The following is a 21,778-nucleotide window of genomic DNA, read 5'->3' on the forward strand; positions in this document are numbered from 1 at the left end:
ACGCTAAGGTCGATAGCAAGGGAGGGCGACGGTGTGCTGTACGGGGGCAGGCTGGGGGAGGAGGTGGCGGAGGATATGGCGCAGAATGGGGGGCTGGTGACGCTTGAGGACCTGACGTCGTACGAGGTAAGGGAGAGGAAGCCGGTGCGGGGGGCGTATCGTGGGCACGAAGTGGTGTCCATGGGGCCGACGAGCTCGGGCGGGGTGCATATTATCCAGGCGCTGAATTTGCTGGAAGGGTTTGATGTTAAGAGGATGGGATACGGGAGTGTAGAGTATTTCCATCTGTTGCTGGAGGCGCTGAAGGTGTGCTGGGCGGACCGGTTCGCGTTCCTGGGAGATCCGGAGCAGGTGCCGGTGCCTGTGGAGGAGTTGACATCGAAGGAGTATGCGGAGAAGCGGCGAGGGGAGCTGGATATGGAGCGGGCGAGGGCGTATAAGGCAGGGGACTTGGCACCGGTGGAGTCAGCGAACACGACGCACCTGACGGTGGCGGACTCGGAGGGGAACGTGGTGACGATGACGCACACGCTGAATGACGCTTTCGGCAGCAGGGTGATGGTCCCGGGGATGGGGATGCTGATGAACAACTGCATGGCGCTGTTCGACCCGCATGCGGGGAGGCCGAATTCGGTAGGGTCTGGAAAGCGGATGGTGAGCAGCATGTCGCCGTCGATTATTTTCAAGGATGGGAAACCCTGGTTTGCGCTGGGGACGCCGGGCGGGATTCGGATATTCGCGTCGGTGTTGCAAGGGATTGTGAACGTGATAGACCATGGGATGTCCCTTCAGGAGGCGGTGGAGGCTCCCCGGATATGGACACAGGGAGGTGTAGTGGAGGTGGAGAGTGGGGTGCCGGAGCCGGTGAGGGAAGGGCTTCGGAGGAGGGGGCACAAGGTGTCGGTGGTGGAGAAGGTGGCGGGTGGGATGAACGGGGTGATGTTTGGGGAGGATGGGATGATTCAGGGGGTGGCGTGCTGGCGGGCGGACGGGAGCCCGGCGGGGTTCAGCGGGGGGCCGGCGAGGGGAGGGGGAGGGTACTAGGGGGAGGGGAGACCATAGGGAGGGTGCTAGCAGTCACGGCGATTAGATTCCCTTCGACCAGGCTCAGGACAGGCTTCGACTGCGTCTCAGAATGACACTTAAGCTTCTAATTTATTAACCACAGTCCTCAAATAGCACCGGGCGTTTAGTGGAGAGAGGTCTGGAGGGTTCAAGATGAAGCGCCATACTATGTAGTCTTGTATAACACAACTCAGGCAGGTAGAACCATGGGGTGTTGCGGGTGGGATTGCGTGTATTTATCATCCTCAATGGCCCAGTTTATATTTTCGTAATTGCTTCTTAGCTCTTCCTTAAGGAAAATACCCTTAGTTTTTAGATTTCAAGTGTAGAGTCCCGTCTGAAGAGTCAAGCAGGGCTAAGAAGAAAGTAAATTCCTGGGCTGGGTTGGTGCGGCGGTGCAGTCGGCGGAGTTACAAACAAATCAAATACCAGAGTGAGAAGGAGACGGAAATGGCGGACGTACTGGCAATCACTGGGACTGGCGCAAAGGCTACTTTGGGAGAAAAGGCCCTCGAAGAGTTCAAGAAGAGTGTCCATGGTGGAGTGATAATGGCAGGGGACCCAGGCTATGACGAGGCCAGGGCCGTGTGGAATGGGATGATCGACAAGCGGCCGGCGGCGATAGCTCGCTGCACAGGCACGGCGGATGTAATCGCGGCGGTGAGCTTTGCGAGGGAGAGCAACCTGCTGGTGGCGGTACGGGGCGGAGGGCATAACGTATCGGGCGCGGCCACATGTGACGGTGGGCTGGTGATAGACCTGTGGCCGATGAAGGGTGTGCACGTGGACCTGGAGAAGAAGACGGTGCGGGCGCAGGGTGGCTGTACGCTGATGGACGTGAACAGGGAGACGCAGATATATAACATGGCTACGCCGCTGGGTGCAGTGTCGGAGACGGGGATAGCGGGGCTGACGCTGACGGGAGGCATGGCTGGCTGACGCGGACGTACGGGCTGTCGTGCGACAACCTAGTGTCAGCGGACGTGGTGACGGCGGAGGGGAAGGTGGTGAAGGCCAGCGAGTCGCAGAATGCCGACCTGTTCTGGGGGATTCGAGGCGGGGGCGGGAACTTCGGTGTCGTGACATCTTTTGAATACAAACTGTACCCGGTGGGGCCGGAGCTGTTTATGTGCCTGGCCTTCTACCCGGCCGGGAAAACTAAGGAGATCCTGCGGAAGTACCGGGAGTTTATGGCCAAGGCGCCGGATAAAGTAAACTCCATAGCCATAGGCGGGAATATTCCCCCTGCGCCATTTTTCCCGGCGGAGATTCACGGCAAGCCGTTCTTTTTAATCGCCGGCTGCTACGCGGGGGCGGTTGAAGAGGGTGAGAAGGCGCTAGCGCCGTTGAGACAGTACGGTGAAACGCTGGCGGACTTGAGCGGGCCGATGCCGTACCTGGTGTCGCAGACGCTGTTCGACGAGGACTACCCGGCGCACAAGCTTCGCTACTACTGGAAGTCGATTTACATAAACGGGCTGACGGATGGGGCGATTGACGTGATAGCCGACCAGTCGGCCAAGAGGCCGTCGCCAATTAGCACATTGGACGTGTGGAGTCTGGGAGGGGTGATGGCAAAGGTGAGTCCTGAGGCGACGGCCTTCAGAAATCGGAAGTCGCCGTTTTTGATAGGCATAGAGGCGAACTGGCCGGAGGCGAAGGACGACCAGGCAAACATCAAGTGGGTGCGGGAGTGTATAGAACGGCTGCAGCCGTTCTCGGACGGCAGCCAGTACCTGAACTTCCCTGGATTTTACGAGGATGGCGACAAAACGCTTAGGGCGACGTATGGATCGAATTACGACCGGCTGGTGGCGCTGAAGAAGAAGTACGACCCGAAGAACCTTTTCAGGCTGAACCAGAATATCAAGCCTACGTAGGGCGCTGCGCGAGTAATAGAAGCCAACGAATATAAAGAAGGATGCCAGGCATAGCCTGGCATCCTTCTGCTTTTAGGATGGGGGTTAGATGGGGCGGTTGAGGACGCGGGAGTCGATTTTGCGTTTGATTAGCTGGCCGTCGGTGGGCTTGGCGAGGAGCTTGCCGTTGTCGATCATGACCTTGCCTCGCAGGGTGACGGTGGTAGGCCAGGCGCGGACCTCCCAGCCTTCCCAGGGGGTGTAGTCGTTGAGGTGGAGGTCTTTGGGGGAGATCTTTTTCTTGACAGTGGTGTCCAGGACGCAGAGGTCGGCGTCGCTTCCGGCGGCGATGGCGCCTTTACGGGGGTAGAGGCCCAGGAGCTTGGCGGGGTTGGAGCAGGCGATGGCAACGAATCGCTCCAGGGACATACCCTGGTTGACGACGGCGGTGGTGTAGCCGACGGGGATTCGGATTTCAATGCCGTTGTTGCCGCCCTGAACGTCCAGCACCGTGCGGCCTTTTATCTTGTTGGCGTAGGTGGTGCCGATGGCGTCGGTGGCGAGGATATTGAGCTCGCCGCGATGGAGGGCCTGCCAGAGACGCTGGCGGTCGGTCTCGGACTTGGTGGAGGGGTAGGTGTGGTGCTTCATGCCGTCGGGCTTCTTGTAGTCGTCGGAGTTGAAGGAGCAGTAGAGCAGGATAGTCTCGCCGTCCACGGGGTGGCCCTTGGCGCGTGACTCGGCGATGGCCTCGACGCCCTCCTTGGCGCTGGTGTGGACAATATACATGGCGGCGCCGGTATGCTCGGCCACGGCGACGCATCGGCGGACGGACAGCATTTCGGAGAGGTTGGAGCGAATCTTGGGGAGGTAGTACCACTCCATCTCCTCATTCTGCCGCGCCTTCTCGTAGTTCCACTGGACGATTTCATCTTCCTCGGAGTGGATAGCGACGATGCCGCCGTATTTGGCGCAGGCTTCCATGACGTCCACGAGCTGGCCGGTGCCGATCATGGTCAGGGGACGGCCGGGCTTAGGGGCGTGGTTAGTCGTATAGACCTTGATGCTGGGGAAGCCTTCCTGGACCAGCTCTTTGATCTGATCGATGTTGCCTACGGTAATAGTGGGGCCGTAGTAACTGGCGTGGGCGGAGTAGTCGATATACATGCGGCCCTTGAAATGGGCCATGTGGTCGTTCATGGCTTTGGCGACGTTTTTGGGGTCGTCCATGGTGACCTTGGCGAAGTCGAACATGGTGGTGGTGCCGCCCCAGAGGGCGCCGAGGGACAACTCCTCGGGGCCGGAGGTGACGCTGCCCCAGACGGAGACGAGGTGGGGAAAGCCGACGTGGGTGTGGGCCTCGACACCGCCGGGTATGACGGTCTTGCCTGTGGCGTCGATGGTCTTTTTGGCTTCTGTGAGAGTGCCCGGGAGGGCGACGGAGACGATTTTTTCGCCCTGGATGCCGATGTCCCAGAGGCCGGCGCCGCCCGGAGTGACGACGGTGCCGCCTTTAACGATGAGGTCAAGTATAGCTAGCTCCTTGAGGATGCATGTGCGATTCGTGGACAAACATAGATGGGGAGGGAGGCGTTGTCAAATCGGGATTGGGAATGCTACGGAGTCCTTGACTGCGGGACAAGTTGGGAGTAGGCTTCACGGCTACAACGCAGGCAGTTGTTGCGCTGCGGAGTAGTGTCGAACTTGGAATCGGCTAGGATGGACAGTATACGGCGAAAACAATCGTATATAGGAGGAAAGGTAGTGAAAAGCGTATCAAGGTTTGTTAGGGTTCCCGGGCTACTAGGGATGGCGTTGCTGGCGGTCTTGACGCTGTTCGTAGTGGCCTGCGGAGACGATGAGACGCCTACGGCGACGACGAGGCCAGGGGTCACGACGACACCCACGGCCACATCGGCCCCTCAGCCGACGTCGACGCCGACAGCGGTGGCCAAGGTGCCGGTGCAGCCCCGGCTGAGGGTGGCGCTGCTGGTGCCGGGGGAGCAGGTGCAGATGGCTCACGGTCAGAGCCTGGCGTCGCAGAAGATGAACGCCCAGTACGAGCACCTGGTGGGTCGAGACCCGAAGACGAATACTGAGGTGCCGCAACTGGCCACGAGATGGTCGATGGCGGCGGACGGCAAGACTTACACCTTCGACCTGAAGCAGAATGTGCCGTGGTATAGCCGAGACGGCAAGCCCAACGGAACGACCTTTAATGCTCACGATATTGTGCTGACATGGGACCTGTTCAACGGCCCCGCGGGCACGGTGAAGACGGACAAGGCCCTGACCGCGGGCCTGTGGACTAACAGGTTAGGCACGCCTGAGAACTGGGAAGTGGTGAACGATCACAAGCTTATTGCCCGTTTCCCGAATTTGAACCTGGACATGGTGTACTTCCTGTCGGACGAGTGGGAAGTGGCGATGATGAGCAAGGCCCACTGGGACAAGACAGGCGGGGAGGCCGGGTATTCGGCAGACCCGATAGGGACAGGCCCATGGGTGTACCAGGAGAACAAGATAAACCAGCACTTCCTCCACAAGAGGGTGATGAACCATTGGAGGCAGACGCCTGGGTTTGAGGAGATGCAGTTCCTGTTTGTGCCCGAGGCGGCGACCCGACTGGCGCAGCTTCTGGCCGGCGAAGTCGACATCATTCCACTGATTCGAACGCAGCGGCAGACGATCACGGACGCCGGCATGAAGACCTATAGGAGCACGCTGCCTAGCACGCACCAGGCCATCGGCATAATTTACTATCGCAATCAGGCCTACTGTCCGGACGCCACCAAGGCCAAGTCGGCGGGCGACCAGCCGTGCGGGCCGTCCAAGGGGCACGACCCCAACGACCCGATGCGCAAGGTGGAAGTGCGCAGGGCGTTGAACATGGCGGTAAACCGAGCAGAGTTCAACAGCGTTTACTACAAGGGGCTGGCGTTCCCGGCGGTAGACTACTTCCCGCCGTGGCGGGCTGACTTCAAAGATTCTTGGACGCCGCACCCCGGGCTGAACGGGCGCACGGGGAAGGACGGCGGCTACCCGTACCAGTTTGATGTAAACGGGGCGAAGCAGCTGCTCACGCAGGCGGGCTACCCGAACGGGTTTACGACGACGTTGAACTGCTTAAAAGACCATCGCGTGATCCCTGAGTGGCCGCAGATGTGCGAGACGGTGGTGCAGTACTTCCGGGCCATTGGAGTGACTGCGACGCTGGAGATGGAGAACGACTTCTTCGCGTTCCGCAGCCGGGCCAACCTGAGGGAGAGGCCGAACTGGACATGGTCAGCGTCGCCGTCGCCGGTGCTGCCGTGCCAGGCCATCACCTTCCAGAGCGTCTGGGAACTGGGTAATGGATATCGCGAGTTTGAGGAGATATCCGATTACTGGAAGAAGTGCACCGGCACCACCAGCCTGGAGGAGCGGACGAAGCTGGACAGCGAGCTGGGCACGGAGTGGGTAAACAAGGCCTTCAGCATTCCGCTGTTCTGGGTCTATGCCGAGACGGGCGTAAACCCCAAGACGGTAGAGAGCTATGAGGTGAACTACCTGAACATTGGGCCGGTGCGCTATCACGAGCACACGAAGCCTGTGTATAAGTAGCCCGAAACTTAGATTATCAGGAAGGCCTCCAGATGAATCTGGGGGCCTTCTCTTTTCAGCGCTGGTTCATAGACACGATTCGATATTTCAGGTCGAGGAGACGTTGTTATGCGCATATCGAGTTGAGATAGATAGGTTTACAGTAAAGATTGACTCGAAAGGAGGACTTAGGTAAAGTTACGCAGTATCTCAGGATGGAGAGGCGTGGCAAAACGAGCCGAACGGCTTAAAGCGGAAGACTGAGAGCGCGAAAGATCTTTTAAGGAGCGAAAAAGTGATAGGGAACCGGAAAGTATGCATACCGACTCCGATATTTACGCTGGTAATTATTGCCCTGCTTGCCATACTGGCGGCAGCCTGCGGGGATGAGGCTACGCCCACGGCCACCGGCGCGCCGCAGGCCACCAACACGCCGACCACAGCCCCGACCGCCACGGCGGCGTCCGTCGCGACGGCTACGCCCACTGCCAGGCCCGCGGCGACGGCGACGGCGACGGCAACCCGGGCGCCTACCTCTACACCGACCGCTGTCCCCAAAGTGCTGGTGCAGCCCAGGCTGAGGGTGGCGGTGCCCGCGCCGGCGGAGCAGGTCACCATGCCTCACCCTACCAGCCAGGTCTCTGAGAAGTTGATGCCTATATATGAACATTTGATAGGCAAGCACCCTTTGACTTATGCGGAGGGGCCGCAGCTGGCTGAGTCGTGGTCGGTGGCGGCGGACGGAAGGACCTGGACGTGGAACTTGAGGCAGGGGATACCGTTTTACAACAAGGAGGGGCGTCCCACGTCCTTCACTTTCAGCGCCAAGGACGTGGTGTTGACCTGGGACTTGCTGAACGGTCAAGAGGGCAGCGTGAAAACCACCAAGGCCAGGACGCCGGGGGTGTGGCACGCCCGCCTGGGCGGTCCGGAGTTGTGGGAGGTTGCCGGCACCCACAAGATTGTGAACCACCTGCCGAGAGTAAACCTGGACATGACGTACTACTTCTCGGACCACTGGGAGACGGGAATTGTCAGCAAGGACCACTGGGATGCGGTGGGCGGCGAGGATGGGTACTCTGCCAACCCAATAGGGAACGGCCCGTGGACTTACATCAGGCATGCGATAAATGAAGGGTTTTTGCACAAGAGGGTAGACAACCACTGGAGGAAAACGCCGGAGTTCCAGGAACTGGAGATAGTGCTGGTAAAAGAGGACGCAACGCAGTTGGCGATGCTGCTGGCGAAAGAGGTGGACATTATCCCGCTGGTGCGGACCAACCGCGCCACTGTGGAGGCGGCGGGGATGAAGACGGTGAAGGGGCCGCTGCCCAGCGTTCACATGGCGCTGGGGATCATTTACTACCGGCCGGAGGCATACTGCGTAGACGGGAAGCCGCCCACCGGAGGGTCGCCGTGCGGGCCGTCTAAGGGGCATGACGTCAACGACCCGATGAGGAACGTGACGGTCAGAACGGCCTTAAATCACGCTGTGGACAGGCAGACTATAAACCAGGCCTTCCTTCAGGGAACGGGCTTTCCGCTGGTGGACTATTTCCCGCCATGGCGGGCGGACTGGCGGGACCAGTGGGCGCCGCACCCCGGGCCTGAGGGCAAGACCGGCGCGGCCGGCGGCTGGCCCTACGATTACAACCCCACCAAGGCCAAGCAGCTCCTCACGCGGGCCGGATATCCCAACGGATTCAACACCGTCCTCAACTGCTTGCGGGTGCATACGGTGATTCCGGAGTGGCCGGACATTTGCGAGAAGCTGGTGCAGGACTTCAAGGCGGTGGGCGTAACGGTGAAATTGGAGATGGAGCAAGCCTTCGGCACCTTCCAGCGCAAGGCGGTGGCCCGGGACAGGGCCAACTGGATGTGGTCATCCTCGCCCTCCTGGGGATCGCACCCGTGCGAGAACGTAACATTCTCTGCGATATGGGAGCTGGGCAACGGCTATCGAGAGTTTGAGGAGGCCTCCGAGTTCTACAAGAAGTGCGGTGAGACAAGGGACATTGAGGTAAGAAACCAGCTTACCAGGGAGTTTGGCGATGTCTGGTATCAGAACGCCTTCAGCATTCCTTTGCTGCACGTCTTCGCCGAGGTGGCCTACAATCCGAACACGGTAGCCGAATACCGCGTTCACATGGCGCACATGGGGCCGGTGAGGTTCCACGAGTTCACAAAGGCGATGTATAAGTAGCCCTGGAGCGATACACCAGAAGAAGGCCCTCCCAGATCTGGGAGGGCCTTCTCTTTTCTTTCGGCGGCGGCGCATTTAAGATAGCGGCGTCGAAATTAGAGGCAGGAGGGCGCGATGCCGTACCTAGTAAGCCATGACCAGGTGCCGCTTTACTATGAGGACCACGGCCCGAGGAAGAACTCGGCCATATTTCTTATTCACGGGGAGCCGTTCAACACCAAGTTCTGGGTAAAGAACATACCGGAGATGTCGAAGCAGTACCGGACTGTGTCGATAGACGTGAGGGGGAGAGGGGAGTCGGGGAAGACGGACGACGGGCAGACGCTGGCGGAGATGGCGCGGGATTTTCGCTTTTTCTTGGAGCAATTGAATCTGCAGAAGGTGGTGGCGGTGGGATGGTCCATGGGAAGCGCGATTATTTGGGACTACATCAAGCAGTTCGGCGAGGACAGGATTGCGGGTTTTGTGGACGTGGACCAGAGGCCATATCGATTTACGGGGCTCGAGAACTTGCAGGCGCGGCTGGAGGTGATAAAGTCCGGGCGGCTGGCGTACCACATCAAGGGGGTGAAGGAGTATTTTGGGCCGGAGACAATGGGAGACCAGGAGACGGTGAACTGGATGGCCTACGAGTGCATGAAGACGCCGACGACGATACATCGCGCGGCGGCGATTGAGAGTTTTTTGAATGATTACAGGCCGGTGCTGGGGACGATGAAGGCGCCGTCGCTGATTATGTGGGCAAAGTATGGAGGGGTGGATAAGGAGTGCGCGGAGTTGCTGCATAACGGGATAAAGAAGTCGAGGCTGGTGTTTTTCGAGAAGAGCGGACATTTGCTGCCGTGGACGGAGGCGGAGAAGTTCAATCGGGAGATTATGGGGCTGGCGAAGGAGGTTTTGGGATAGGGAAAGGGGGCAGCCCCTACCTAACCTTCCACCGCTAAGCGGTAGAAGGAATGAAAGCAACGAGGGGTTATTCTAATACTCGCATTGTGTATATAAGCCTCACCCCTCTTCTATTCTCCCCCATCGAAGGGGAGACGAGGCAACTGGCGGAGCGTGGTTGTAATGCACGTCTCATAGTACCAAGTGTCTACACCGCATTCTAACCTTCTCCTCCTTCAGCTACCCTCAGGACAAGCTTCAGGGGAGAAGGGATTTTTCGGGCGGTTAGCGGTACTTGTAAAAGCAGGGCGTACAAAGAGGTTTGGCGTGAGTAGTGGGGAACAAAGTGCCACATGCGTGGCAGAACTCCTCGATGTAATCCTCATTCTCATACTCCGACCAACTGTCAAAACAGCTCTCACAGAGCGGTCTAGCACGATCAAAGGGAATTGATCTTTTGCAACGAATACACATGCCTCTGTCTGAAATAACATTAGAAACGGTTCTAGTAACTTGCTGAATGAAGTTGGGGACGGCGCTTCCGCCAACTTGCCTGGACAATTTCATCAGCCGATTCTCGACATAGTCTCGTATTTCACGTTCCGTTTGCTCATCTCTTATAGCTAGAGCGATCTCTTTAGAGTTCTGTGTAGAGTAGTTAGTGAAATTCATTGAGCTTACGAGTACATCATTCTCGTTTAGGTAAATTTTGGCATGCAAACGATCAACTGCGAGGACTTTAATCCCAGATTGTGAGAGTTCTATCACCTGAGGACTTTCAATGATTTTGGGCTCATTGCGAACAATTACAGTGACTTTCACTTTGTTTTTGAGGGCTAAAACTAGGTCATCTACTGCGTGTCCCCAATACTCAAAGTACGGGGATACGATGGTCACTGATTTTTTTGCTTGCCTGATGATATTAAGTACCTGAGAGGCTACTTCGTCGTCTGTGAAGACGGCCTTGACATATGGTGCCATGGAACCTCCCTTCAACAGGTGGTTGGCGGTGAGTATAATTCGGCACCTGTGGTGTGTCTATGAAAAATTGCCTGAGGGAGATTAGAAATGGCAGGAATTGATTTGAAGGAGGCGACGATTGCGGGGGTTAGCGAGCTGATTAAGGCTAAGAAGGTGTCGCCGGTGGAGGTTACGGAGGCGACGCTGCGTCGCATAGAGAAGTTGAACCCGATACTGAAGTGTTTCACGACGGTGACGGGCGAGTATGCGATGTCGAAGGCAAAGGAGGCGGAGAAGGAGGTGATGGCGGGGAGGTATAAGGGGCCGCTGCACGGGATACCATACACGCTGAAGGACTTAATCGATACAAAGGGGATAAGGACGACGTATGGGTATTCGAGCCACCAAGACTACGTGCCAAATCGCAGCGCGCGGGTGCACGAGCTGATGGAGGAGGCGGGCGGGATTTTGGTGGGAAAGGTAGACTGCCATTTCAGGCGCGACGTGGCAGTACAGTGCTACAACCCGTGGGACCTGGAGAGGTCGCCGGGGCATTCCAGCTCGGGGTCGGGGTCGGCGGTGGGGGCGTCGCTGGGGCTGACATCGATAGGGAGCGACACAGGGGGGTCGGTGAGGATACCGGCGGCGTGGTCGGGAGTGGTGGGGATGAAGACGACGTTTGGGCTGATGACGCGTCACAATCTATTTGGGCCGTCGTGGTCGTTCGACCAGGCGGGGCCGCTGGCGAAGACAGTGGAGGATACGGCGATTGTTCTGCAGGCGATAGCGGGATATGACCATGAGGACCCGGTGAGCATCGCGGGGGAGAGGCCAGACTATCGAAAGGGGCTAAAGGGAGGGATCAAGGGGCTGAGGGTGGGGGTGCTGGAGGAGTATGTGGGTTCGCACTCCACGGAGGAGGTAGAGGCGTCGGTGCGGGAGGCGGTGAGAGTGTTGGAGAGGTTAGGGGCGACGTCGAGGGCGGTGGAGATAGCGGAGGTGGGCGAGTTTCCGAACGTACACAACACGATTGTCGATTTAGAGTCGGCGGTGTACTACTACCAGCAGTTCCCGCCGGAGCGGATGGAGCAGATCAACCCCGATATGAAGGGGCGGCTGAAGCGGGGCTTTGAGATTACCATGTCGCAGTACATAAAGGCGCAGGAGAAGCTGGCGTTCTTGCGACGGGAGGTGGAGAGGGTGTTCCGAGAGGTGGACGTGGTAGTGTCGCCGACGTGCCTGACGCCGCCGCTGAAGGTGGGGCAGACAAGGAGCAAGATAACGGTGCGTGGGAAAGAAGTGGACGCGCGGACGCTGACGCTTCGGAACACGTCGATATCCAGCGATTGCCACTTGCCTGCGATAAGCGTGCCGTGCGGGTTTGCGGAGGGGCCAAGGGGGCCGCTGCCCATTGGGCTGCATATCATAGGGAGGCGGCTGGAGGATGCGCTGGTGCTTCGGGCGGCGTACGCATACGAGCAGGCGACGGAGTGGCATAAGCGGAGGGCGCCACTGTAGTCTTCACCCATTCTTTTGTTCTCTCTTAATTAAGAGGCAGGTCTGAATTGAGTATGAGGTTCCCTACCGCACCCCGAAGAGTGCGGCATAGGCCTCGTCGGTAGCCTTGCATTGCATAATCGGGATGACTGGTAAGTAGGTAATATCTGCCTCAGGAGCAGGCGAAGGCTGTATAATGCCTGCCGATGTTTGCTCGCCGCGGCCCCAAGACGCCCGCCACCCAAGCGCGGCCCTCAAAGCTGTATTACGGCTGGATCATTGTAGTATTCGCGGGGATGGTCCAGTTTCTTTCGGCTCCCGGGCAGAACCATTCGATTTCAGTGTTCTTCGATCCGATGATAGAGGGGTTGGGGCTGTCTCGGACAATGATGTCCAGCATGTACGCGGCGGGGTCTATGACGGCGGCGCTGACGGTGGTGGGGCTGGGGAAGCTGCTGGACCGGTACGGCGCGCGGGTGATGATGGGAATATGCACGGCGCTGTTTGTGGCGTCAGTGGTGGTGATGGGGCTGGTGGAGAACCCGTGGCAGCTTTTCCTGGCCTTCGCGTTCTTGAGGAACATGGGGCAGGGGGCCATGCTGCTGATACCGACGACGCTGCTGGCCCTGTGGTTTATCCGGCTGCGGGGAAGGGTAATGTCGCTGGCGGCGCTGGGGCTGGTGGCAAACCAGGCGGTGGTGCCGCCTTTCAACAAGTGGCTTATCGACTCGTTCGGGTGGCGGGAGGCGTGGTTTATCTGGGCGGGGATAGTATTCCTGACGCTGCTGCCGACATCGATTATCCTGGTGCGCCGGTCGCCGGAGTCCATGGGGCTGCTGCCGGACGGGGCGAAGGCGCCGCCGATAGTGATTGGGGCTGAGAAACCTGTACCAGTGGTGAGAGAGGACACGTGGACGCTGTCCGAGGCGCTGCGGACTCGTACGCTGTGGCTGCTAGTGGCGGCGGGGGTGGCGCAGCCGATGATATTTTCGGCGCTGGTACTGCACAACACGTCGATACTGGGTACGCGGGGGCTGGACCCGGACATCGCGCCGCTAGTGCTGACGATGATCGCGCCGCTAGTGCTGTTCGGCAACTTTCTGGGGGGCTACTTAATCGACAAGGTAGAAAATCGTTATGTGCTGGCGATAACGCCGGCGGTGATGGCGCTGGCGCTGGTGTGGAACTTTGCGCTGGGGTCGACGTGGCAGGCGCTGGTATACGGCGGACTGATTGGACTCAGCATAGGCATGGGGTCCATAGCGAGTAACGTGATATGGCCGAACTATTTCGGCAGGGCGAACCTGGGGGCCATTAGAGGGGTAGGGACGACGACGATTGTGGTGTTTTCCGCCATTGGGCCGCTGCCCTTTGGAGCGCTTTACGATTTGACGGAGTCGTACAACATGTCGCTGGTGGTGTTTATGGCGCTGCCGGTGATGTCCATAGCGGCGGCGTTTTTGGCGAGGCCGCCGTTGAAGGGCGGCCGATAAATGGGACTGCCCGACTGAATAGCAGGCTGTGTGGCATTTGTGGTGGAGGAGCAGGGGCGGTGAGGGGCGAACTACTTCGCCCCTCACCGCTGAAGCGTGACACGCAGGTATACAAGACCAGTTGTGGTGTCTGGGCGCCCCAAAAGTTAAAACCTCTGGAAGAAGAAAGTGATGTCGTTGGCTTTGGGCGGAACCTTGACCTCTTCCACCCGCCTGCCATCCTCGCTCTACCAGACTTTGGTGATCTTCTGCGCTACCAGTTTGAAGTCGTTGGCGCCCTCCGGCACTGGCACGGGCTGGTCATGAGTACCAACCCCCCAACTGCCTTCGGTTATGACACCCCTCAGGTCATCCCACTTGGCCTTGAAACGGTGGGCGCCATTGGGCGAACCTATGGGGTCGCCGAGTTTTTCGCCATCCTTGGTGAACTGGAGCCGCGCCCTGCCACCGAACCAGATTTCTATGTCATTAGCGTCGGTGTTACAGATGCGATCGCCGATAGGCTGCCCGTCCTCGGTGAACTGGATGCAGGCGATAGGTATTCCCTCCTGGCCCTGGACGCTGGATGCCAATGCAAGCCAGGAAGTAAACAACAAGATGCCCAGAATTAGGGCTAAGACAGGGAACCGAAGGAACACAGCGACGGACGTTTGACCGGTACTCATTTTAACCTCCTCCCACAAAGTACCCCCGCTATGATACCGAGCGCCGTCCAGAATCAGGCTACAAACGGAGCAAATCCATTATAATTTAGGTTTTGCCTCTGTCAATAGACCTAAAGATTCAATTCTTTTACGTATAACGCTACATATAGTGCTTAAGTTTGCGCTTTGCGTAAATATGCTGCTCATCGTCGGCAAATAGAGCTGTGGCTGGCATTGAGCGGCCACATTGGGGCCGCTGGTGAGACGTGGGGCGAAGCATCCCTCCCGATTAATGGAGGGTTTGCGGGGTGTTTGCCGGGGAGGGGTATCAGGCTGAGGGCGGCGGTCAGGTGTTGAGAAGGGCTTCGCCTTCAGAGGCTGCCCTCAATAAATCTATCAACCTGCGCACAGGCACAGTGTCAAATTCGGGGGCTTTCATGGGGAGGGTAGCGGTTACGCGGTAGTGGTTGACACGGCCAACCAGGCGTTTGCTGACGTATCCAGCGTCCATGAGCTGCGAAATAATCCTTCTTATTGAAGGCTCGGCGATACCTAAGGAATCTGAAATCACACGCACAGTTACCTTTTCGTGTTTATCGATAAATACCAAGACCCTAGCGTGATTAGTTAAAAACCTCCATCTTGATGACTTAATAGTGCTTATTTTCGATAACTTATTTAAAAGCGTATATGAAACCGTCTTGTTTTACTTCTGGGATTCTAGCACTATGCCAAACATAAGTTCAAGACTGGCTTTCCAATTGGATTTTTCTTATTGAGTCTTGAAAGCCCTATTTTTTAGCAGGAGACAATGGCAAGCAGTAATTTACTGTTAGATTCAGGAGCTATCCAAAATGCTGCTTTCCCTCAAACTCATTCCTGCTGACGTTTGAGATCTAAGGGCTTCAGGCCAATCCAGTCCCAACTTTTTAGGAAATGCATCGTGGATTTACGGACTCTCAGACCTTTGGTTCGTCTCTTCATTCCGCTCTTAGCCCTGGCGGGGCTAGCCTTTTTCATCGTCGCCGCAGGCAGCGATGAAACCCCCACCACCGCCGCCACCTCTACCCCCACCAGGCCCGCCACCACCAACACGCCAACACAGGGTGCTACTACCGCGGGGCCGACGGCTACGCCGACGCGAGGGGCTACTACAGGCGCACCGACAGCTACGCCCACCCGCGCGGCGCCTACCGCGACAGCTACTACTGCGTCTAAAGTTCCAGTGAAGCCCCGGCTGGTTATAGCCCTTCCCGCTCCGGCTGAGCAGCAGACCGTTCCTTACACCCAGTCCCAGGTCTCGGAAAAGCTCAACGGCCAGTACGACCACCTCATAGGCCGTAACATCACCACCAACGAGGAGCAGCCTGAGCTGGCCACCACCTGGTCTGTGGCTCCCAATGGCAAGGACTGAACCTTCAACCTGAGGCAGGGCGTTCCTTTCTACAAGGACGGCAAGCCCATCCCGGGCTATACCTTCACCAGCAAGGACCTCAGGCTAACATGGGAATTGCTTAACGATGAAGGCGGACCTTATGGCTCCAAGGACACCAGAAGCCCCGGCGAGTGGACCGCTCGTATGGGCGGCGCCGACAACTGGGAGTTCCCCAACGACCAGACCGCCATCATCAAGGCTCCCGACATTATCCTGGACCTGGGCTTCTTCATGTCTGACGAGTGGGAGTCCGGCGTCATGAGCCTCCAGCACTGGGCCGCGGTCGGTGGCGAGGCTGGATACAAGGCCGATCCCGTCGGCAACGGCCCCTGGACCTACGTTAAGCACTCCGTCAACCAGGAATTTCTGCACAAGCGTGTGGAGAACCACTACCGCAGGACTCCTGAGTTCCATGAGCGCCACATACTCCTGGTACAGGAAGCCGCCACCCGAATGGCCGCTCTTCTAGCCAAGGAAGTGGATATCATTCCCTTAATCCGCAACCAGCGCCAGACCATCACAGCCCAGGGCTTCAAGACTGAACTTTCCACCTTCCCGTCGGTGCACCAGGGCATCGGCATGATCTACTACCGCCCTGAGGCCTACTGCCCGCAGGGAGGGGAGAAGACCAAGGCCGGCCAGCCCTGCGGCCCGAGCAAGGGCTACGACCCCAACGATCCCCTGCGGAAGCCTGAAGTCCGCCTGGCCCTGAACCATGCTCTGGACCGCAACTCCATGAACACCGCTTTCTACCAGGGCAACGGGTTCCCCTCGGTGGACTACTTCCCGCCATGGCGGTCCGACTTCCTAGATTCGTGGGCGCCGCATCCTGGCCCCAATGGAAAGACCGGCAAGGCTGGCGGCTATCCGTATAACTACGACGTCGCCAAGGCCAAGCAGCTCCTGGCCCAGGGGGGATTCCCCAACGGCTTCAATACCATCCTCAACTGCCTGCGCTCTCACAACGTCATACCCGAGTGGCCTGACATCTGCGAGAAGATTAAGCAGGACTTTGCGGCCATTGGCGTCAATGCTGAGCTTGAGATGGTCAACGCCTTTGGCGAGTTCCGCAACCTGGCGTACCAACGCAACCGCGGCAACTGGATGTGGTCCGCGTCTCCTTCTCTTGACCCGGTCTGCCATGCCGTCGAGTTCTCGCTCATCTGGGAGCTGGGCAACGGCTATCGGGAGCACGAGGACGCCTCCGCGTTCTACAATAAGTGCTTGGTGACCACTACGTTTGCCGCGCGTGACAAGATATCCCAGGATTTCGGCACCATTTGGGTACAGAAGGCTTTCAGCATACCGATGTTCTGGGTCACCGCTGAAGTCGCTTTCAACCCCGCTGTAGTGGCAGAGTACAAAGTTAACATGCTACACATGGGCCCGGTTCGCTACCACGAGTACACTAAAGCCGTGACAAAGTAGTAGCTGACACCTCCGTCGGGCCCTTTCTGGGACGAAGCAGCGCTCCGAGCCGTCGGGGCGCTTCTTCGTTTTGTGAGGTTTTGGTGTCAAAATGTTTCGTCCTTTTCAAGATTCAAGTTATGATAGGGCGAAGTTTGAGGGTTGGAGAGTGCAATGACGGAACGCAAGGGCAGGCTGGAAGGAAAGGTTGCAATTGTGACGGGGGCGGGGTCCAGCGGGCCGGGGGTGGGCAACGGCAAGGCGACGGCGATACTATTCGCGAGGGAGGGGGCCAAGGTGCTGCTGGTAGACGCACTTCAGGAGAGGGCGGAGGAGACGCTGGGGCTGATTCGGAAGGAGGAAGGCGAGGTCCGACACGTCGGACTGCCCCGAATTATGGGCGATGGTGGGGCAGCGTCGGTGTTTCAGGCGGACGTGACGAAGGCCAGCGACTGCGCGGGGATGGTGGAGGCGGCGGTGAGTCGATACGGTCGATTGGACATTTTGGACAACAACGTTGGCATATCGCAGAGGGGGACGGTGCTGGAAGTGAGCGAGGAGAAGTGGGACCAGGTGATGGCGGTGAACGTGAAGACTATTGTGCTGGCGAGCCGATACGCAATACCGGCGATGAAGAGGACAGGCGGCGGGTCGATTATCAACATATCGTCGATAGCAGGGCTAAGGGCGGGCGGGACGACGCCCTACAGCGCGTCCAAGGCGGCAGTGATAGGGCTGACGTTTTCCATGGCGGCGGACCACGGTCGGGACGGGATTCGGGTCAACTGCATCGCGCCCGGGCTGCTGTACACTCCGATGGTGGCGCCTCGGATGGATGCGGACTTGAGGGAGCGCCGCAAGATGGCGGCGCCGCTGGGGACGGAGGGGACGGCGTGGGACGTGGCATGGGCGGCGGTGTTTTTGGCCAGCGACGAGTCGAGGTGGATAACGGGGGTGGTGCTGCCGGTGGACGCGGGGCTGAGCGTGACGACGCCGATTTCGCAGACGCCGCTGGCGCAGCAGAGGCATTAGATTTTAGGGACTTCAATTTTTAAGCTTTTACGGTAATAGCTGAAAAAAGATTGCAAAAGTCTCTAAGTATCCCTAATCTCTAGGGGTTTTCGTCGTATTTGGGCCATTTTCTCGTCAGCTTGTTGTCCTCTTTAGTCTTTTCTGGAGGAACAAAAGTGGTATTCCACCAAAGTAGTGTTAACTATCAAAATCTCATTCGTGATCTAGCCGAGATGTATCCCATCGAGGTCCCAGAGGTAGTAGTTATCGAGCTAATCGCAAATTCTCTGGATGCGAAGGCAACGCGGATTAGCGTTGAATACAACGCTCAACAGAAAGTGTTGGTCATTACGGATGATGGACATGGAATGACTGCAAACCAATTTGGGGAATACCACGATTTTGCCGCAGGTCTAAAGTCTCGTGGCACTGGAATTGGGTTCGCTGGGGTGGGTGCAAAGATAAGCTTCAATGTGGCAGATAGAGTAATAACCGAAACTAGAGGGGATAGTTTCAGCGGAGGATCAGATTGGTATTTAGAATCAGCAAAGAAATTGGTTTGGAAAGAAATACAACCGTCACGTCTAAGGCTAAACGGTACGAGGGTGGAAGTTCAATTTCGGAAAGATGTGCAACCTCCTTACGACTCCACCGAGGACTTAGTTAACTTAATTGCACGTAACTATTTGCCCTTACTAGATACCAAGTTTCTCCAACTATACGGGGCGCTGAAGCTGTATCCTGGCGGCCTCAGATTTGTCGTTAATGGACAAGAGATTGCTCCCAGCGATATCGCAAATACTTATCGGTTGGACAAGGTACACAGGTTTTACCCTGAAAAGAGCCGTAAGCGTTACGGGCATGGTATTTTTGGAATCGGCCTATCTGATTACCCGATAGGAGCCGGAATTTGTGGTGTTCTACTCTGCACTCGTGGGAAGGTCGTTAAAGCCGACTTTCTAGGGCAGTTTCCAGGTGCCCTAGGTACGAGGATATTGGGGATAGTTGAGGTTCCACCTTTTGTGGACTATCTCACGACTGCAAAAACTGACTTTATCCGCAGTAGAGGAAAGTTAAAGGAATTTGAGTCGTTTTATGACCCCATCCGACAGGAATTCAAAGCATGGCTCAAGGATGTGGGTGTAGAACAGCCAGAAGTAGCCGCACCAGATGAGGCTGCAAAGTTGGAGAGAGAGCTTAGAAAAATTATAGATGAAGTTCCAGAACTGTCCGAGTTTTTTGGTTTTAGAGTCAGAAGAGAAGTACCTCATAGTGATGAGAACGGTTCCATGAAGGCCGAGACACATGAAGGTATTCAGCACACTTTTCCTATGGGAGAGGGAGAAAAAGGGGACAATCCAGGGCCGTTAGACATTGGGGAAGATCCTGGACAGACTTTAGAGGAGGCAAAAGATACAGGAACGCAGAAGGCTACACCAATAGGAAGAACTTCAAAAAGAGGGCCGAAGATCGCGTTTGCATCGGCTCCTGAGCGTATTGATCTCGCTTGGGCAGATGGGAACACTGTGATGATAAACACTGGGCATCCCGGCTATGAAAAATCGCGTTCCAATCCATCAGCACGGAATTTGCACAACATATTCTCCATAGCTGGCGCAGTCCAAAAAGTGTTAGTAAGTCCAGATGGGAAAGTTGATGCAGTTTTTGTGGACAGAATGATTGCAGCCTGGGGCAGGAAATGACGAATAGAAAATTAACATTCATTTCGTTTGAGCCCGTTCAGGGCCATTTTAGAGGACTGCTTTCTTTGGATGGGATTCTGTCAAAATCCTGGGATGCAGAGAAAATCACAAGCCAGGCGGCGACTGTGTATGAAAACCATATTGCGAAAATGCGTCAGGTATTTGCCGAAATATATGGCCTCCGAAAGGCACGTAGGCTTACACCCGCTCGAAAGGTCTGGGAGATGGGGGACTATATTTTTGCTCTAAGAAATTCTTTGGATTCTATGTCTTTGGAAATCGACAGTATTTACCACCATCTCGAACGAGATTTAGGTGCAAAGCGAAAGTGGCTTGAAAAGGCGATTATCCTGAGGCGTTATGTGCATAGGGCAGACATGATACCTGAGGATCTAAACTGGGGAAGACTTGAGAAGGGAACGAGGAAAGCTGCGGAGATGATTTCAAAGGGCCTGGCACTGCCCAAACGTGGAAGGAAGTGATGGATGACCTTGATTTAAGTTACTACCTCTCAGAGTTCTCGTCATATAACCACGCATTCCAGATTTCTGATGTCCTTGACCGCGTTGAGTCTAGTGGAAGTGAAGAGATTTTAAGGCACTTTTTCTGGAATGATCCCCGGTTCATCCGCTTAGGCGAGAGGGATAAAGGGCAGGAATACTTCATAACTGACAAAGCATTATTTCTTTGGCTTGCTAACCTGAACATTAGAATTGCGGAAACTAAACCCTTTATTCAGCACACAAAACTGACATTAACTCAACTGAAGCCCAAGCTGTCTTCGTTGCTTATTCGGGATGGTAGCCTGCCAATAATAAATCAGGTCATAGAATATGGATCGCAATATGGGTTGATAAAACGTTCGATAAATCCTGAATGCGTAGTTTTTCCTATTGCTCACTTTTTGTCTCTTTTTAGTGATAAGACGAGGTGCAGAGCCGCCCGCTTAATGTTGGCATTGGCTGATAAGGAGACGAGACAGAAACTCTTGAGTCGGTTACTTGTGGATCATATGGAGCTTGCCTTTTCAAAGCTTGATGCGAGAACGGTTCTAATCGTAAAGCAGCGGGAAGGCATTTTTAATCATCCAACGAGAACACTCGAGGAAATTGGCAAGGACTTGTCTGTGACAAGGGAAAGGGTAAGGCAAATCCAGGCCAAATTTTTTAAGAAGATGAAGCATCCAACACGGAGAACCCCATTACTGCTCCAATTTGAGTGTGATTTGATACAAAATAGGGGCACTCTATTGGTAGATACAAACACTGTAGAAGGTTCTCTGAGAAGATTTGTGACTAAGTGCCTTGACGTCCCACACGCAGATTTTGACGAAATAGGGGTATCGTTGTTGGGGGCCAAATGGTTTGATATTAGCAATTTCAAAAACTCTTTCTGGCGGATCAAACCCGTGGAGGCACTAGGGTTATTTGGAGAGCTACTAGAGGCTAAAAGCGGTCTATCTCTAGCAGATACGGACGTTCAGGAATTATTTGATAGGATGAATTTACGTAAGGTACACGAATTGACGCGTGGACAAAGGGTGCACCTTGTCCTCAAACAGATTGGGCGTCCTGCTCACTACTCGGAAGTCACTGAAATACATAACAAGATGTTTCCAGACAGTGCGACAACGCAACGCAACATTCATGCGACTCTTTCTTATGAACAGCATGGCGTAGTCTGGATTGGAATGCGCGGAACGTTTGCGTTAGAGGAGTGGGGTTACGAAAAACCCGCAAAGGGTCTATATGAAACAGTCGCAGATATAGTTAATGAAATCTATATGGACACAGAAAAACCCGTGTCCTTTGCAACCATTGTTGCGGAGATGGGTAAATACCGCAAACTGGTTAATCAATCGAGCCTTGTCTTTGCGGCTCACTTTAATCCTCAGGTCAAACGTGTTGCTAAAGATGCATTTGTTCCTAAGGGCCTGGAAGATGACGTAGTGTCTGACATGTCGGAGGACGAGCTGGATAATTTACTCCGGGAATTTGAAGATAAAGTGGCTTGAGCAGTTCAGCCAGATAGCGG

The 21,778-nt window shown here is 56.1% G+C and carries 16 protein-coding genes and 1 pseudogene; 13 read left to right on the forward strand and 4 right to left on the reverse strand.

Annotation, left to right across the window (positions count from 1 at the left end):
• Together FJ320_05810 and FJ320_05815 are read left to right on the forward strand one after the other, a co-directional pair.
• Window positions 1–1,044, forward strand: a 1,044-nt coding sequence (locus tag FJ320_05810) for a gamma-glutamyltransferase (protein ID MBM3925490.1), incomplete at its 5' end; no start/stop codon positions are given.
• Window positions 1,045–1,515: 471 nt separating this feature from the next.
• A pseudogene (locus FJ320_05815) lies at window positions 1,516–2,945 on the forward strand (FAD-binding oxidoreductase).
• A gap of 84 nt (window positions 2,946–3,029) precedes the next feature.
• Here the strand turns inward: FJ320_05815 and FJ320_05820 are convergent.
• Window positions 3,030–4,496, reverse strand: coding sequence for an amidohydrolase family protein (locus FJ320_05820; protein MBM3925491.1), 1,467 nt, complete (start codon window positions 4,494–4,496; stop codon window positions 3,030–3,032).
• A 192-nt stretch (window positions 4,497–4,688) separates the two neighbouring features.
• Here FJ320_05820 and FJ320_05825 point away from each other — a divergent pair, with 192 nt between their 5' ends.
• The 3 genes from FJ320_05825 (at window position 4,689) to FJ320_05835 (ending at window position 9,615) form a co-directional block, all read left to right on the forward strand.
• Window positions 4,689–6,527: an ABC transporter substrate-binding protein gene (locus tag FJ320_05825; GenBank protein ID MBM3925492.1), complete on the forward strand. Its 1,839-nt coding sequence runs from the start codon at window positions 4,689–4,691 to the stop codon at window positions 6,525–6,527.
• A gap of 274 nt (window positions 6,528–6,801) precedes the next feature.
• Window positions 6,802–8,709, forward strand: coding sequence for an ABC transporter substrate-binding protein (locus tag FJ320_05830; GenBank protein ID MBM3925493.1), 1,908 nt, complete (start codon window positions 6,802–6,804; stop codon window positions 8,707–8,709).
• 114 nt (window positions 8,710–8,823) lie between these two features.
• Complete coding sequence (locus tag FJ320_05835; protein ID MBM3925494.1) at window positions 8,824–9,615, forward strand: alpha/beta hydrolase; 792 nt, start codon at window positions 8,824–8,826, stop codon at window positions 9,613–9,615.
• 264 nt (window positions 9,616–9,879) lie between these two features.
• On the opposite strand, the gene FJ320_05840 is transcribed toward FJ320_05835, so the two are convergent.
• On the reverse strand, window positions 9,880–10,575 hold the full coding sequence (locus FJ320_05840; protein MBM3925495.1) for a hypothetical protein: 696 nt from the start codon (window positions 10,573–10,575) through the stop codon (window positions 9,880–9,882).
• An 87-nt stretch (window positions 10,576–10,662) separates the two neighbouring features.
• Here FJ320_05840 and FJ320_05845 point away from each other — a divergent pair, with 87 nt between their 5' ends.
• Both FJ320_05845 and FJ320_05850 read left to right on the forward strand, forming a co-directional pair.
• Window positions 10,663–12,072 (forward strand): amidase, encoded by a 1,410-nt coding sequence (locus FJ320_05845; GenBank protein ID MBM3925496.1) that lies wholly within the window; start codon window positions 10,663–10,665, stop codon window positions 12,070–12,072.
• 185 nt (window positions 12,073–12,257) lie between these two features.
• Window positions 12,258–13,544, forward strand: coding sequence for an MFS transporter (locus tag FJ320_05850; GenBank protein ID MBM3925497.1), 1,287 nt, complete (start codon window positions 12,258–12,260; stop codon window positions 13,542–13,544).
• A 227-nt stretch (window positions 13,545–13,771) separates the two neighbouring features.
• Here FJ320_05850 and FJ320_05855 read toward each other — a convergent pair whose 3' ends face one another.
• Both FJ320_05855 and FJ320_05860 read right to left on the reverse strand, forming a co-directional pair.
• Window positions 13,772–14,209, reverse strand: coding sequence for a hypothetical protein (locus FJ320_05855; protein MBM3925498.1), 438 nt, complete (start codon window positions 14,207–14,209; stop codon window positions 13,772–13,774).
• Between the two features lie 325 nt (window positions 14,210–14,534).
• Window positions 14,535–14,852: a MarR family transcriptional regulator gene (locus tag FJ320_05860; GenBank protein MBM3925499.1), complete on the reverse strand. Its 318-nt coding sequence runs from the start codon at window positions 14,850–14,852 to the stop codon at window positions 14,535–14,537.
• A gap of 279 nt (window positions 14,853–15,131) precedes the next feature.
• Here FJ320_05860 and FJ320_05865 point away from each other — a divergent pair, with 279 nt between their 5' ends.
• From FJ320_05865 to FJ320_05890, 6 genes are all read left to right on the forward strand, one after another.
• Entirely contained in the window at window positions 15,132–15,602 is a 471-nt protein-coding gene (locus tag FJ320_05865) for a hypothetical protein (GenBank protein ID MBM3925500.1), read from the forward strand.
• A gap of 9 nt (window positions 15,603–15,611) precedes the next feature.
• Window positions 15,612–17,051 carry an ABC transporter substrate-binding protein gene (locus FJ320_05870; GenBank protein ID MBM3925501.1) on the forward strand — a complete coding sequence of 480 codons (1,440 nt, stop codon included), beginning with the start codon at window positions 15,612–15,614 and terminating at the stop codon, window positions 17,049–17,051.
• 153 nt (window positions 17,052–17,204) lie between these two features.
• Window positions 17,205–18,062 (forward strand): SDR family oxidoreductase, encoded by an 858-nt coding sequence (locus tag FJ320_05875; protein ID MBM3925502.1) that lies wholly within the window; start codon window positions 17,205–17,207, stop codon window positions 18,060–18,062.
• A 155-nt stretch (window positions 18,063–18,217) separates the two neighbouring features.
• Window positions 18,218–19,744 carry a hypothetical protein gene (locus FJ320_05880; GenBank protein MBM3925503.1) on the forward strand — a complete coding sequence of 509 codons (1,527 nt, stop codon included), beginning with the start codon at window positions 18,218–18,220 and terminating at the stop codon, window positions 19,742–19,744.
• On the forward strand, window positions 19,741–20,226 hold the full coding sequence (locus FJ320_05885) for a hypothetical protein (protein MBM3925504.1): 486 nt from the start codon (window positions 19,741–19,743) through the stop codon (window positions 20,224–20,226). The genes FJ320_05880 and FJ320_05885 overlap by 4 nt, the downstream gene beginning before the upstream one ends.
• Window positions 20,226–21,758 (forward strand): hypothetical protein, encoded by a 1,533-nt coding sequence (locus tag FJ320_05890; GenBank protein ID MBM3925505.1) that lies wholly within the window; start codon window positions 20,226–20,228, stop codon window positions 21,756–21,758. The genes FJ320_05885 and FJ320_05890 overlap by 1 nt, the downstream gene beginning before the upstream one ends.
• The last annotated feature ends 20 nt before the right edge of the window (window positions 21,759–21,778 follow it).

The sequence above is a fragment of the SAR202 cluster bacterium genome (genome assembly GCA_016872285.1).
In the GTDB taxonomy this organism is placed as follows: Bacteria; Chloroflexota; Dehalococcoidia; order Lucifugimonadales.

Coding starts and splice junctions, on each gene's coding strand:
- FJ320_05835 (MBM3925494.1), top strand. CDS start 8,824: ATGCCGTACCTAGTAAGCCATGACCAGGTGCCGCTTTACTATGAGGAC.
- FJ320_05840 (MBM3925495.1), bottom strand. CDS start 10,575: ATGGCACCATATGTCAAGGCCGTCTTCACAGACGACGAAGTAGCCTCT.
- FJ320_05845 (MBM3925496.1), top strand. CDS start 10,663: ATGGCAGGAATTGATTTGAAGGAGGCGACGATTGCGGGGGTTAGCGAG.
- FJ320_05850 (MBM3925497.1), top strand. CDS start 12,258: ATGTTTGCTCGCCGCGGCCCCAAGACGCCCGCCACCCAAGCGCGGCCC.
- FJ320_05855 (MBM3925498.1), bottom strand. CDS start 14,209: ATGAGTACCGGTCAAACGTCCGTCGCTGTGTTCCTTCGGTTCCCTGTC.
- FJ320_05875 (MBM3925502.1), top strand. CDS start 17,205: ATGACGGAACGCAAGGGCAGGCTGGAAGGAAAGGTTGCAATTGTGACG.
- FJ320_05885 (MBM3925504.1), top strand. CDS start 19,741: ATGACGAATAGAAAATTAACATTCATTTCGTTTGAGCCCGTTCAGGGC.
- FJ320_05890 (MBM3925505.1), top strand. CDS start 20,226: ATGGATGACCTTGATTTAAGTTACTACCTCTCAGAGTTCTCGTCATAT.